Origin of the sequence: Haliea alexandrii, assembly GCF_003719295.1 — a bacterium.
Taxonomy (GTDB): Bacteria; Pseudomonadota; Gammaproteobacteria; order Pseudomonadales; family Halieaceae; genus Haliea; species Haliea alexandrii.
In genome coordinates, this window is sequence record NZ_RFLW01000005.1 from 127,938 (window position 1) to 140,911 (window position 12,974).

Consider the following 12,974-nt stretch of genomic DNA (forward strand, 5'->3'; position numbering starts at 1 on the left):
GTCAGCCGTTGTCCGGTTGTGGGTCGAGTTCGGCGGCGGGCGGCGATGTGTTGTCGATTTTCACCGGCATACCGCCATCCAGCTTGAGCAAACCGCTGGTAGCCACCCGCTCACCGGGGTCCAGGCCCTCTTCCACGGCGACCATATCGCCCCGCACCGGGCCCAGCGTGACAAACCGCTGGCTCACCTGCAGCGCGCCGTCGTGCTCCTGGATCACATAGACAGAGTCGCCATAGGGGCGATAGGCAATGGCTGTTTGCGGTACCACAACACGCTCCAGCTCAATGCCAATAGGCAGCACCAGCCGGGCGAACATACCGGGACGCAGCAGCTCCTCGGGGTTGGGCAATGTCGCCTGCAGCGCAAAGTTGCGGGTATTCGGGTCCACCACCGGTGAAATGGCGGTTACGGTACCGGAGAACTCCCGACCATCCAGAGCCTCCAGCCGGGCCTGTACCGGCATCCCGGCTTCCACCTGCTGGCTATATTGTTCCGGCAGCGAGAAGTTCACGAACAGACTGTCCAGCGCCTGCAGGGCAATGACGGTCTCACCGGTTTGCACATAGTCGCCCACGTTGTACTGGCGAATACCCAGCCGCCCTGTGTAGGGCGCACGCAGGGTTTTCTGCTCTATGCGTGCCGCCTGCGCGGCTACCCGGGCCCGGGCCTGCTCCAGCAGGCTGACGCGCTGATCCAGCTCCGCTTCCGAGATATTGCGCTGCGCCACCAGGCGCCGCGCGCGCTCCAGCTCCAGCCGGGCCAGCTCCGCCGCAGCCTGCAGCTCCGACAGCTGTGCGCGGTCCGGCGCCGAATTCAGAGTGAGGATCGCATCCCCCGCCTCCACCTGGGCGCCATTTTCAAAGTGAATGGTCTCTACTGTGCCGGGCACCTCGGTGGCCAGCTCCGCACCGCGAATAGCCACCAGCGTCCCGACCGACTCCACACTGTCGCGCCACAGCGCCGTGCCGGCCTCCATTGCGGTAACCGTTGCGGGTTGCACCGGCATGTTGTCCATGAACTCGTTCATTTTCTTGTTGCCGAACCACTGCATGCCGAACAACCCGCCAAACACCAGCAGGGTCACCAGCAACATCAGCCACATACGCAGGCCGAACAGAAACTTCTTCTTAGACATCTTTCTCACCGAAATCCATGATTATGGGCGCGAGGTACGCAAGTTGACTGCCAAGGCACCGGCAAAACAGGAGGACAATAATACGCGGCAGTCTCTCTCGATACCAATGACAGTTCTGTAGGGTTCAGCGGGACTGTGGCATTGCCGCCCCGCTATGAGTATGCTTGCCGGCTCGACACGGCCACGGAGCCAAGACACTGCAGCCATGACCTATTGCCTCGCCATTGCCGTTCAGGACGGCTTGATCTTCTGCTCGGACTCGCGCACCAATGCGGGCCCCGACCGGGTCAGCACCTACAGTAAAATGCACCGTTTTTCCGTGGCCTACGACCGTTCGCTGGTACTGCTGACGGCGGGCAACCTGGCGACCAGCCAGGCGGTGATCGCGCAGATCCACCGGGACCTGGAGGAAGACGCCGAGTTCAACATCCTCAAGGCGCGTTATGTGGCGGATGTAGCCGACTATATCGGGGAACTGAACGTGGCCGAGCAATCGCGGCACAAGAAGCCCTCCGGCCCTGGGGCCGGCGCCAGCTTCGATGCCTCCGCCACCTTCATCCTGGGTGGGCAGATCAAGGGCCACGCCCAGGCGTTGTACCTGATCTACCCCGAGGGCAACTACATCACGGCCTCGGAGCTCTACCCGTACCTGCAGATCGGTGAGACCAAATACGGCAAGCCCATCCTGGACCGTATTGTGCGCCCGGATACACCGTTTGAAACCGCCATGCGCTGTGCGCTGGTGTCCATGGATTCAACCATCCGCTCCAACGCCACCGTCGGTCCACCGCTGGAATGCCTGTTCTACCGCAATGACAGCCTGAAGCCCCACGCGCGCTATTTCGCCCTGGAGGAGCACCACCCCTATCTGGCGAAACTGCGCCAGAGCTGGGATGACAATATCCGCGAAGCCTTCGCCAAGCTGCCCTCACTGGGCGAAGTGATCGGTGAGGGTGATTGATCCATGAGCAACGGCGGGGCAGGCCAGCAGGACGCGCTCCACGCCGCTGAGGCGGCATCCACGCTGCTACTCAAACGCGTTGCCATCGACACCTATCGGGAAAACGTGGCCTACCTGCACCGGGACTGCGAGCTGTACCGGGCCGAGGGCTTTCAGGCGCTGGCCAAGGTGGAAGTCTCCGACGACGGCCAACGCATCCTCGCGAGCGTCAACGTGGTTGACGATGACAGCATCGTGGGCTGTAACGAACTGGGGCTGTCAGAAGATGCCTTCGCTCTGCTGGGCCTGCCAGAAGGGCAACGCGTCAGCGTGTCCCAGGCGGAACCCCCCACATCGATACCCGCGCTGCACCGCAAGATCGCCGGGGAACGTCTCGACAGCGACAGCTTCCGGGCCATCGTCAACGACATTGCCGAACACCGCTACTCAAAAATCGAACTGACCGCTTTTGTCGTGGCCTGCAACCAGGCGGAACTCGACCGTGAGGAAGTGTTCTTCCTCAGCGACGCCATGAGCCGCGTGGGTAGGCGCCTGAACTGGGGCGAACATCCGGTGGTGGACAAGCACTGTATTGGCGGTATACCCGGCAATCGCACGTCCATGTTGGTGGTGCCGATCGTCGCCGCGCACGGCATGCTGTGCCCGAAAACCTCCTCCCGCGCCATCACGTCCCCGGCGGGTACCGCAGATACCATGGAGGTACTGGCACACGTGGAGCTGCAATTCGAGCAGCTCAACAGCATTGTGCGCACCCACCGAGGCTGCCTCGCATGGGGCGGCACCAGCGACCTGTCTCCCGCCGATGATGTACTGATAGCCGTCGAGCGCCCGCTGTCGATTGACTCCCCCGGCCAGATGGTCGCGTCCATTCTTTCGAAAAAGGTTGCCGCAGGCTCCACCCACCTGGTGCTGGACATCCCCGTTGGCCCCACCGCCAAGGTCACTTCGATGCCCGAGGCGCAGCGTTTGCGACGCCTGTTCGAGTACGTTGCCAAGCGCATGGGGTTGATGCTGGAAGTGGTGATCACTGACGGTCGCCAGCCCGTGGGCAACGGCATCGGCCCGGCTCTGGAAGCCCGGGACGTGATGCAGGTTCTGCAAAACCACCCCGCGGCACCCGCCGATTTGCGCCAGAAATCCCTGCGCCTCGCCGGGCGCATGCTGGAGTTCGACCCGGATGTTCGCGGTGGCGACGGCTTCGCCATTGCACGCGACATCCTGGATTCCGGGCGCGCCCTGCGCAAGATGCAGGACATCATTCAGGCGCAGGGCAGCAAACCCTACGACGTGAACAACCCGCCGCTGGCACCGCTGACCTACACCGTGCGCGCCGCAAGAGCGGGCACAGTGGTCAATATCGACAACCTGCAGCTGGCACGTATCGCACGCCAGGCCGGCGCACCACGCGCGCAGGGCGCAGGGGTAGACCTGCACGCCAAACTGGGTGAGCAGGTGCAAGCCGGTGACCTGCTTTACACTGTCTACGCCGCCTACCCGACGGAACTCGGCTTCGCGCGCAAACTGTGCGAGCGCGGCAGCGGCTTCACCCTGGGCGCAGCTGCTGACATTACCCCGGCCTTTATGGAGTTCTGATGCCTGCGCTACTGACGTATCTGGATGACGAACGCGACGCGGCGCTGCGTCTCGCCAGCGCCTGCGAACTCCCCACATTGGCCGTGGCGCGACACCGCTTCCCCGACGACGAACTGAAACTGTTGCTCGACGTGCCTCACGGAACCCACACCCTGGTGGTGTACCGCAGCCTGGACCGGCCCAACGAAAAGCTGGTGGAGCTCCTGCTGCTGGCGCGGCATGCGCGTCGTGCCGGTGTGCAAACGCTGGTACTGGTCGCGCCCTACCTGGGCTACATGCGCCAGGATATTGCCTTCCAACCCGGCGAGATCGTCAGCCAGACCATCGTTGGCGGCTTTCTCGCCGAGTTGTTCGACGCCGTGATTACCGTCGATCCACACCTGCACAGGATAAACCGGTTGGACGAAGCCATTCCCCTGCCCCACGCTATCGCCCTGTCAGCGGCGGGCAGCCTCGCGGAGCTGGTGGCAGGGCAACGCGACAACCCGCTGCTGGTGGGCCCCGATGCGGAATCGCGGCAATGGGTAGAGGGCGCTGCTGTGGTTCGCGGGCTGGAGCACGCGGTGTGCAGCAAACAGCGACACGGCGATCGCGAGGTCGTTATAACCTTGCCCGACATTGCCGTAACGGGGCGCGCGGTGGTACTACTGGATGACGTTGCCAGCTCCGGGCGCACCCTGGCCGGCGCCGCGCAGCTGTTGCTGCAAGCCGGCGCCAGCTCGGTTGATGTGGCGGTGACACATGCCCTGTTTGCCGGCGATGCGCTGTCGGTCATGCAAGCCGCAGGCGTTGGCACGGTATGGAGCACTGACTGCATACAGCATCACAGTAATGCGGTATTCATGGCGCCGCTGCTCGCCGAGGCCCTGCGTCCGCTACTGGACCACTGAACTAGCGCTTGCCCGGCTGCTGCTGCAGGCGGCGAATCGCCGTGTCGACGAAAGCCAGCTTGGATTCCACAAAGTGGTTGATCACGAAGGGGTAGGCATCGCCGCGACCGACGCTGCGGTTGAGTTCGTTGAGGGTGATACTGAGATCGCGCCAGCGGTTGATCCGCTCGTCCACCTCCAGGCTGGCGATGTCCTCACGAATAACACCGTAGGCCGCAGCTGTCTCCAGCGCATCCTGTATATGCAGGTAATGGCCCCAGGTTTCCGCCCAGTCTTCCATGGGGTGCACGCTGGCGTAGGCGCTGATGTAATACTTGCGCCAATCAGGTGATGGCCCCTCGCGGTAGTGGCGGTCCAGCGCCCCCGCATAGTCCATGGTTTCATCACCAAACAGCTCGGCAAACCCCTGGCGAATAGTCTCGTCGCGCCCCAGGCGCGCCCAGTAGTAATGCCCCGACTCATGCCGCAGGTGCCCCAGTACCGTGCGGTAGGGTTCGTTCATCTGTTCCCGCACAGCGACCCGGGCAACGTCATCTGCCTCCAGCGTATTGATGGTGATAACGCCACCGGCAAATCCCGTACTGACAAAAGACTCGGCATACTCTTCTCGGCTGCGACCGTCCTCGATAAAGTCGAGCAGCAGGCCGTTCTCCTGATCCTGCCAACCACTGACCAGCGGCAAACCTAGGCTGCGCAGGGTGTAAAGCAGGCGTTTCTTGCCCTGTTCCAGCACCCACCAGCGCTGGATATTGCCGGGCAGGGACAGGTCCGGAATGGTGCGGTTGAACTGGCAACCCCAGCACAGGGGGTGGCTGTCTTCTTCCGCACAGAGCCAGTTGCAGACATCCCATTCACGGCCATTGGCGCACAGGCGATAGCGGCGGCCCTCGGCTGTTTCCAGGACACCATCAGCCGCAACGCTGAGCGAGTGCATCTCCAGGTCGACCGGGTCGAAACCGAGTTCCATGCCACAATGCACGCAATCCCGGCTTTCGAAGAACACCTGGCTGCCACAGCTGCATTCCAGTCGCTTCATGGCGTATCCGGCTGAAACCAGGAGGCTGTGATGGCATCGTGGAGGTCGGCCAGCAACGCCTGGAACTCATCGATGTAGGCATGCAGGGCCTCCCGGGACATGTGCTCCGGCTGCAGTTTGCCCAGCTTGCGCCGCCCCCGGGCCAGCGTACGCATGGCCTTCTCGTGATTGTTCAGTGGTTTCAGCTCGGCGCGTATTTCCGCCAGGCAAAACGCCACGGAACGCGGCAGCAACGGTTCCTGAAACACAAACTCGAGCACCTGCTGCGCTTCCACCAGCGGACCAATCATCCGCCGGTAGGCCCCGAATGAAGACAGTGCCTGCAGCAGGGAGGTCCAGATCAGCGGATCGATCGCCTCATGCGTGCCGTTCCGCTTCAGGATCTCGCCCGTGCCCACATCCATCAGGCGCGTGGTCATGTCTGACCGTTCCAGCAAATGGCCCAGCCGCAGGAAGCGGTGGGCGTGGTCACGTGGCAGGCTGGATGACAGCATGCCATTGACGCGCTGGCAACGACTGATCACCTCCTCCAGAAATGCCTGACGATTGCGCCGACCCACGGATTTTTCCGCCGCATCACTCACGTACAGGTGCAGCTCGTTGATCTGCTCCCAGGTTTCCTCAGGCAGCACGTCGCGTGTGGTGCGCACGTTCTCGCGCGCCCAGCGCACAGCGAAAGGTATGCTGGCAGAGCTGTCCTGCTCTGCCAGCAGGAAGCGCAGTACATTCTGCTCATTGCCCACCCGGTAATGCTGGTAGAACAGCGGTTCGGCATCCAGGATGCGAATAAGCACATCCCAACCCAGCTCCGCGGCGCGCGGAATGTCCATGATCAGGTGATTGTAGGCCGCCACCAGGCGAGCGCTGTCCTCCGCACGTTCAAGGTAGCGCCCCATCCAGTAAAGGCGTTCGGCAACGCTGGATAACATGGTCACGCCTTGCCCTCCACGATCCAGGTGTCTTTGCTGCCGCCGCCCTGCGAGGAATTTACCACCAGCGACCCCCTGGTCAACGCCACCCGCGTCAGCCCTCCGGGGGTCACCCAGGTTTCGCGCCCTTGCAGAATGAAGGGCCGCAGGTCGAGATGGCGCGGCTCGACCTTGTCGTCGATATACGTAGGCGCGGTGGACAGCGCCAGCGTGGGCTGCGCCACATAATTACGCGGGTTTTTCTCAATCAGGCGAGCGAACTTGCGCCGCACCGCGGCGCTGCTGTGCGGACCGACCATGATGCCATAGCCGCCCGATTCATTGGCCGGCTTGACCACCAACTGGTCGAGGTTCTTGAGCACATGCTCACGGTCCTTCTCGCGCATGCAAAGCCAGGTAGGGACGCTGGCCAGCAACGGCTTCTGCTTCAAGTAGTAGCGAATCATGTCCGGCACGAAGGCGTAGATCACCTTGTCATCCGCTACCCCGCTGCCCGGGGCATTGGCGATGGCGACATTGCCCGCCTTCCAGGCGCGCATCAGGCCCGCGACACCGAGCAGCGACTCGGGACGGAAGGCCTCCGGGTCCATGAACTCTTCGTCGATGCGACGGTAGATGACGTCCACACGCACGGGGCCGTCCACGGTGCGCATATATACGCAGTTGTCATCCGCCACCATCAGGTCACGACCCTCGACCAACTCCGCGCCCATGCCCTGCGCGAGGTAGGCATGCTCGAAGTAAGCGGAGTTGAAAATACCCGGTGTGAGCACAACAATGCAGGGGCGTCGCCGCTCCCGGGGGGACAGGGACGCCAGTGTCTGATAGAGCTGCGACGGGTAGTCGTCCACCGGCAGGATGCTGTAGTTCTCAAACAGCTCCGGCAGCACCCGCTTGGTAATCTCCCGGTTTTCCAGCATATAGGAGACCCCGGAAGGCACCCGCAGGTTGTCTTCGAGCACCCGGAAACGACCGTCCCCGTCCCGCACCAGGTCCGACCCGCAGACATGCGCCCACACCCCGAAGCGCGGCGACATGCCCATGCACTGCGGTTTGAAGTTGGTCGACTCAAGCACGATATCGGCGGGCACCACGCCGTCTGCCAGAATTTTCTGCCGGTTGTAAATGTCGTCGATGAAGTGATTCAGGGCCAGCGACCGCTGCCGCAGGCCGTCACTGACCGCCTGCCACTGACGTGCCGAAATAACCCGCGGAATGATGTCGAATGGCCACGCGCGATCGATGTTGCCGGCCTCGTTATAGACGGTAAACGAGATACCCATTTCGCGGATGGCAAGCTCAGCAGCGGCGCGACGCTCCGCCATCTCGTTGCCCGGCAACTTCTGCAGCAGACGCACGACACCGCGGGCGGCCGCGCGCGGCTGGCCCTGGGGTGTAATCAGCTCGTCGAAGAAGCCGCCGGCCGGGTAGGACTTCCAACTCTCGTTCATCGTTTCGACAACCGCGTGAGGGGACGTTTAGCGAGACTACACAAAAAGCCCCCAACCGACTACTGAACGCACTGCCCGCAAGTGCACTTTATTCGTGCACCCGCTACACTTCTGCCACAGCCATAACAAAGAAGCGCCTGCCATGCCCACCACTGTGCACCATCGCGCCTGTCACCTCTGCGAGGCCATCTGCGGCCTGCGTATCGAAACCGATGGTGAGAGGATACTGTCGATCAAGGGCGATCCGGACGACCCCTTGAGTCGGGGACACATCTGCCCCAAAGCCGTGGCTCTGCAGGATATTCACAACGACCCGGATCGCTTGCGCGGGCCATTGCAGCGCGTGCGCGGTGCTCCGGGTGAGGCGGACACCTGGCAGGACATCAGCTGGGAGCAGGCGTTGAACGCAACAGCGCAACGGTTGGTAGAGATTGTCCAGCGCGATGGCGTGGATGCCCTCGGCGTGTATCTGGGTAACCCTACCGTACACAACTACGGGATGATGACGCACCAGAAAAACCTGTTTCGCCACTTCCACACCCGCAACCGTTTTTCCGCCACCTCGGTGGACCAGCTGCCGCACCATCTCGCCAGCCTCTGGCTGTTCGGCCACAAGTCGCTGTTTCCCATTCCCGACATCGACCGCAGCGAGTACTTTCTCATGCTTGGCGCCAACCCCATTGCGTCCAACGGCAGCATCTGGACCGTGCCCGATGTGCGCAAACGTATCAAGGCGCTGCGCAAACGGGGCGGCAAACTGGTGGTGGTGGACCCGCGCCTGACGGAAACTGCCGAGCTGGCCAGCGAACACCTGTATATCCGTCCCGGTAGCGATGCCCTGTTCCTGCTGGCATTGATCAATACCCTGTTTGCTGAAGGCCGCGTGGCCCCCCGCCACCTCGAGGCCTTCGTCAGCGGCCTGCCCGAGCTGGAAGCCGCGCTGCTGGACTTCACACCCGAGTTCGCCGCCCCGCATTGCGGCATTGCGGCGGATACCATACGGCGCATCGCACAGGAGTTCGCGCAGGCAGGGGCCGCCATCTGCTACGGGCGCATGGGCGTATCCACCCAGCGCTACGGGGCACTTTGCCAGTGGGCAATACAAGTGCTGAATATCCTCACCGGCAATCTCGACCGGGAGGGAGGTTCACTGTTCACGCTGCCGGCGGTCGACCAGGTCAGCAACATCAGCCCCGGGGGCTTCGCCCGCCATCACAGCCGGGTACGGCGGCTGCCGGAGTTTGACCGCGAACTGCCCGCCTCCACCATCGCCGAGGAGATCACCACGCCGGGAGAAGGCCAGGTGCGCGCGCTCTTCGTAGGCGCGGGCAACCCCGTACTGTCCACACCCAATGGCCGCCAGCTGGACGCCGCGCTGGAACAGCTGGAGTTCATGGTGTGCCTGGACCCCTACCTGAACGAAACCACACGCCACGCAGACATCATTCTGCCGCCGACCTCGCCGCTGGAACACGACCACTACGATCTCGCCTTCCACATAAACGCCGTGCGCAATACTGCCCGGCACAACGAAGCCGTGTTCGACAAACCGCAAGACAGTCTGCACGACTGGGAGATCTTCGCCGAACTCGGCAACCGCGTCGCGGCGCTGCTGGGCCAACCGCCACAACCGGTGCTGGCGCCGCATGACATCATCGACATGGGACTGCAGATGGGCCCGTACAGCGAACGCGCGGGCAGTGCACACGCCCTCACGCTGGCGAAGCTGCAGGCACACCCATCGGGTATCGACCTGGGCCCATTGCAGCCGCAACTGCCCGACCGGCTGCAAACGCCAGACAAAACCATCCACTGCGCAACGCCCGCAGCGCTGGCAGACCTGCAACGCCTGCGCGCCGAATTCTCCGCAGAGGACAGCGGGGCCCTGCGCCTCATCGGGCGCCGGCATGTGCGCTCGAACAACTCCTGGATGCACAACTATCATCGCCTGGTTAAAGGCCGGGAACGCTGCACCCTGCTCATGCACCCACAGGACATGGCACAGCGCGGCATCAATGACGGTGACCGTGTGCAGCTGAGTTCCCGGGCAGGCAGCGTTACGGTACCGGCGGAAACCTGCAGCGGCGTCATGCCCGGGGTGGTGAGCCTGCCCCACGGCTACGGACACAACCGCGCGGGTATTCGTCTGCAGACCGCCAAGCAACACGCCGGGGCAAGCTGCAATGATGTCACCGATGACCTCGCTCTGGATGCGCTGTCGGGGAATGCCGCAGTGAACGGCGTCGAGGTCGAGGTGGCACTGGCGTGAGCGCGGTTGGCGTGAGTGCGGCTCGCGCCGCGCCGGTTTTCGGGTAGAATCAAGCGACTACTAGCGCCTGGGAGGGTGATGCATGGACGTTTCAACCATTGTGTTCTGGCTGGTTCTGCTGGGACTGGTGATGTATGTCATCGGCATTTACAACCGGCTGGTTACGCTGAAGAACCGCTATCAAAACGCCTTCGCGCAGATAGAGGTACAGCTCAAGCGGCGCTATGACCTGATTCCCAACCTGGTGGAGACCGCCCGGGCCTACATGAGCCACGAACGGGAAACCCTGGAAGCCGTCACCAGCGCCCGCAACGACGCGGCTGCCGTACTCAAGGCACTGGGGCCGGGCGCTATCGGTGGTGCCGACATGAGCAAGCTGGCCAGCGCCGAAAACGCCCTGCAGGGCGCCTTGGGCAAACTGAATGTGACCATGGAGGCCTATCCCGACCTCAAGGCCAGCGAGAACATGCAGCAGCTGTCTGAAGAGCTCACCAACACGGAGAACCGCGTGGCCTTCGCCCGCCAGGGCTACAATGATGCCGTGATGGCCTACAACACCTACCGCCAGAGTTTCCCGCCGGTGGCGGTGGCGTCGACCTTCGGTCACGCACAGGATGCCACGCTGCTGGAATTCGACGATTCCGCGCAGATCCAGGCCGCACCCCAGGTCAGCTTCTAGGGCCCTCGCCGCACGCGAGACTGAAGGGTCGCTATGGATTTTTTTGCCCAGCAGGATTTGGCGCGCCGCAATACACGCCTCTTGACGCTGCTATTCCTCTGCGCCGTCGCCGCGCTGATTGTACTGACCAACGCGATGTTTGCCGGCTTTCTCTGGTGGAGCGACCACTACAACCTCTACGCAGGCAGCCGCGGCAGCTTCCGTGACTTTCTGCGCTATTTCAGCTGGGAGCGTTTTGGCACCATCGGCCTCGGCATTTCCGCGACCGTGGGCCTGGTAGCAACCGTCAAATGGCTGCAACTGGCCTCCGGCGGTAAAGTCGTCGCCGAAGCCATGGGCGGCACCCGGATACTGCCACAAACCACCGACAGCGCCGAGCGCCGCTGCCTCAACATCGTCGACGAGATCGCCCTGGCCGCCGGCATGCCGGTACCGCCGGTGTTTGTGCTGAACACCGAGCGCGGCATCAACGCCTTTGCCGCCGGACTGACACCGGCGGATGCGGTGATCGGTATCACCCGGGGGGCCATAACCCACTTGCAGCGCAATGAGTTGCAGGGGGTGATCGCGCACGAGTTCAGCCATATTCTCAACGGTGACATGCGCCTGAATATTCGCCTCGCCGCACTGCTCAAGGGCATCACCTTCATTGGCGATGTGGGCTATATCCTGATGCGCGCCAGCAGCCATCACCGCACCGGCAACGATCGCGACCGCAATTCCAACGGCCCCGCCGTACCCCTGCTGGGCCTGGGGCTGTGGATACTGGGGTGGCTGGGTGGCCTGGCCTCGGGGTTCATCAAGGCCGCCATCAGCCGCCAGAAGGAATACCTGGCCGACGCCTGCGCCGTGCAATACACCCGCGACAACAGCGGCATTGCCGATGCACTGAAGGTCATAGGCGGCTATGTGCCAGGCTCTCTGGTGCACACGGCGCGCGCGGACGAACTGTCGCATATTTTTTTCGGCCAGATCCGCCACCGGCTCTGGCAGCTGTTTGCAACCCACCCACCGCTGGCGGCACGCATCCGGCGGCTGGATCCCGCCTGGGATGGCGCTTACATCACGCGTAAAGTGGAGCACTACGCGCACGCCCAACCCCATCCGGCCGCCGCTGAGGTGGGCGTGGGGCGCGCCGCACTGGTGGCTGCGGCACTGGCCGCGGCGGAGGCCGGGGCAGAACAAAACACCCCCAGAGACACCGCTGCAGACGCCCGTTTTGCCGCGCAGGGCCAGGATGACGCGTTTCCGCGACACCACGGACTCCCACAGGCCTTCGTACGCTACAGTCACGAGCCACTGGGGGCCAGCGCCCTGATGCTGGCGCTGCTGATCAGCCCGCATGAGCAGGTGCGCGCCGCCCAGTACCGCCTGTTGCGTGAGAGCGGTGTGCAGGGGCTGGAGGAGCTTACCCACACGCTGGCCCCAGGCGTGGCGCAGCTCGCGGAGGGGCAGCGACTGCCACTGCTGGAATTGTGCCTGCCGGCGCTGAAAAGCCAGTCCGCAGCGCAGTACCACCAGTTCAAACGGCTGCTGCTCGCGCTGATCCGCGCAGACCGCCGCACGGAACTGCTGGAGTGGTGCCTGTATCAGCTGCTGCGCCACTATATGGACCCCGAGTTTATCCAGATAAAGCCCTCCACGGCGCGCTACCGCAGCCTGCGCAAGGTGCAGGGTCACCTGCGGGTCGTGCTGTCCATGCTGGCGCACAACAGCAGCGGTGACACCGAGCACTGTTTTCGCACGGCAACGGCAGCCCTGGACTGCCCCACGCTCGCCCTGCTGCCGCAGGCAGACTGTTCGCTGGCCGCCTTTTCCCGAGCCGTGCGTGAGCTGGCGGACTGCTACCCCCTGCTCAAACCGAAGATACTCAAGGCAATGAGCAAAGCCGCCAAAGCCGATGGCACCGTCAGTGCTGTGGAGCGGGAGCTTCTGGCCAGTATTGCCGCCGCCATGGATTGCCCACTGCCAGATGCCCTGGGCAGCTGAAGCGCTGCGCCCCTGAATCCTTTTCACCATTTCTGACCGCAT

General features: G+C 63.3%; 10 protein-coding genes. 6 read left to right on the top strand and 4 right to left on the bottom strand.

Features of this window, described 5'->3' with window-relative positions:
• Position 1: 1 nt before the first annotated feature.
• Positions 2 to 1,135: an efflux RND transporter periplasmic adaptor subunit gene (locus EGJ68_RS16825; RefSeq protein ID WP_123035708.1), complete on the bottom strand. Its 1,134-nt coding sequence runs from the start codon at positions 1,133 to 1,135 to the stop codon at positions 2 to 4.
• A 205-nt stretch (positions 1,136 to 1,340) separates the two neighbouring features.
• Between EGJ68_RS16825 and EGJ68_RS16830 the strand changes: the two genes are divergently transcribed.
• From EGJ68_RS16830 to EGJ68_RS16840, 3 genes are read left to right on the top strand one after another with little or no spacing between them, the layout of a single operon-like run.
• Positions 1,341 to 2,096 carry an Ntn hydrolase family protein gene (locus EGJ68_RS16830; protein ID WP_123035709.1) on the top strand — a complete coding sequence of 252 codons (756 nt, stop codon included), beginning with the start codon at positions 1,341 to 1,343 and terminating at the stop codon, positions 2,094 to 2,096.
• Between the two features lie 3 nt (positions 2,097 to 2,099).
• The gene (locus EGJ68_RS16835) at positions 2,100 to 3,689 is read left to right on the top strand and encodes a thymidine phosphorylase family protein (RefSeq protein ID WP_123035710.1); all 1,590 of its coding nucleotides are present in this window, start codon (positions 2,100 to 2,102) and stop codon (positions 3,687 to 3,689) included.
• Positions 3,689 to 4,579: a ribose-phosphate diphosphokinase gene (locus EGJ68_RS16840; RefSeq protein WP_123035711.1), complete on the top strand. Its 891-nt coding sequence runs from the start codon at positions 3,689 to 3,691 to the stop codon at positions 4,577 to 4,579. Before EGJ68_RS16835 ends, EGJ68_RS16840 begins: the two co-directional genes overlap by 1 nt.
• A gap of 1 nt (position 4,580) precedes the next feature.
• Here the strand turns inward: EGJ68_RS16840 and EGJ68_RS16845 are convergent, their stop codons facing one another.
• Genes EGJ68_RS16845 through EGJ68_RS16855 form a run of 3 tightly spaced genes read right to left on the bottom strand, consistent with a single transcriptional unit; the run spans position 4,581 to position 7,995 of the window.
• Positions 4,581 to 5,615 (bottom strand): zinc-binding metallopeptidase family protein, encoded by a 1,035-nt coding sequence (locus EGJ68_RS16845; RefSeq protein WP_123035712.1) that lies wholly within the window; start codon positions 5,613 to 5,615, stop codon positions 4,581 to 4,583.
• Positions 5,612 to 6,544 carry an alpha-E domain-containing protein gene (locus tag EGJ68_RS16850; RefSeq protein ID WP_233248876.1) on the bottom strand — a complete coding sequence of 311 codons (933 nt, stop codon included), beginning with the start codon at positions 6,542 to 6,544 and terminating at the stop codon, positions 5,612 to 5,614. Before EGJ68_RS16850 ends, EGJ68_RS16845 begins: the two co-directional genes overlap by 4 nt.
• A 2-nt stretch (positions 6,545 to 6,546) precedes the next feature.
• On the bottom strand, positions 6,547 to 7,995 hold the full coding sequence (locus EGJ68_RS16855) for a circularly permuted type 2 ATP-grasp protein (protein WP_123035714.1): 1,449 nt from the start codon (positions 7,993 to 7,995) through the stop codon (positions 6,547 to 6,549).
• A 142-nt stretch (positions 7,996 to 8,137) separates the two neighbouring features.
• Here EGJ68_RS16855 and EGJ68_RS16860 point away from each other — a divergent pair, with 142 nt between their 5' ends.
• The 3 genes from EGJ68_RS16860 to EGJ68_RS16870 all read left to right on the top strand — a co-directional run bounded on the left by EGJ68_RS16860 (position 8,138) and on the right by EGJ68_RS16870 (position 12,932).
• On the top strand, positions 8,138 to 10,264 hold the full coding sequence (locus EGJ68_RS16860) for a molybdopterin-dependent oxidoreductase (protein WP_123035715.1): 2,127 nt from the start codon (positions 8,138 to 8,140) through the stop codon (positions 10,262 to 10,264).
• Positions 10,265 to 10,346: 82 nt separating this feature from the next.
• Positions 10,347 to 10,943 carry a LemA family protein gene (locus EGJ68_RS16865; protein ID WP_027950811.1) on the top strand — a complete coding sequence of 199 codons (597 nt, stop codon included), beginning with the start codon at positions 10,347 to 10,349 and terminating at the stop codon, positions 10,941 to 10,943.
• Positions 10,944 to 10,976: 33 nt separating this feature from the next.
• Positions 10,977 to 12,932 (top strand): M48 family metallopeptidase, encoded by a 1,956-nt coding sequence (locus tag EGJ68_RS16870; RefSeq protein ID WP_123035716.1) that lies wholly within the window; start codon positions 10,977 to 10,979, stop codon positions 12,930 to 12,932.
• Positions 12,933 to 12,974: the final 42 nt, after the last annotated feature.

Excerpts from the sequence above, each read along its gene's own strand:
- EGJ68_RS16835 (WP_123035710.1), top strand. The coding sequence starts at position 2,100 with ATGAGCAACGGCGGGGCAGGCCAGCAGGACGCGCTCCACGCCGCTGAG.
- EGJ68_RS16830 (WP_123035709.1), top strand. The coding sequence starts at position 1,341 with ATGACCTATTGCCTCGCCATTGCCGTTCAGGACGGCTTGATCTTCTGC.
- EGJ68_RS16825 (WP_123035708.1), bottom strand. The coding sequence starts at position 1,135 with ATGTCTAAGAAGAAGTTTCTGTTCGGCCTGCGTATGTGGCTGATGTTG.
- EGJ68_RS16865 (WP_027950811.1), top strand. The coding sequence starts at position 10,347 with ATGGACGTTTCAACCATTGTGTTCTGGCTGGTTCTGCTGGGACTGGTG.
- EGJ68_RS16845 (WP_123035712.1), bottom strand. The coding sequence starts at position 5,615 with ATGAAGCGACTGGAATGCAGCTGTGGCAGCCAGGTGTTCTTCGAAAGC.
- EGJ68_RS16850 (WP_233248876.1), bottom strand. The coding sequence starts at position 6,544 with ATGTTATCCAGCGTTGCCGAACGCCTTTACTGGATGGGGCGCTACCTT.
- EGJ68_RS16870 (WP_123035716.1), top strand. The coding sequence starts at position 10,977 with ATGGATTTTTTTGCCCAGCAGGATTTGGCGCGCCGCAATACACGCCTC.
- EGJ68_RS16860 (WP_123035715.1), top strand. The coding sequence starts at position 8,138 with ATGCCCACCACTGTGCACCATCGCGCCTGTCACCTCTGCGAGGCCATC.
- EGJ68_RS16840 (WP_123035711.1), top strand. The coding sequence starts at position 3,689 with ATGCCTGCGCTACTGACGTATCTGGATGACGAACGCGACGCGGCGCTG.
- EGJ68_RS16855 (WP_123035714.1), bottom strand. The coding sequence starts at position 7,995 with ATGAACGAGAGTTGGAAGTCCTACCCGGCCGGCGGCTTCTTCGACGAG.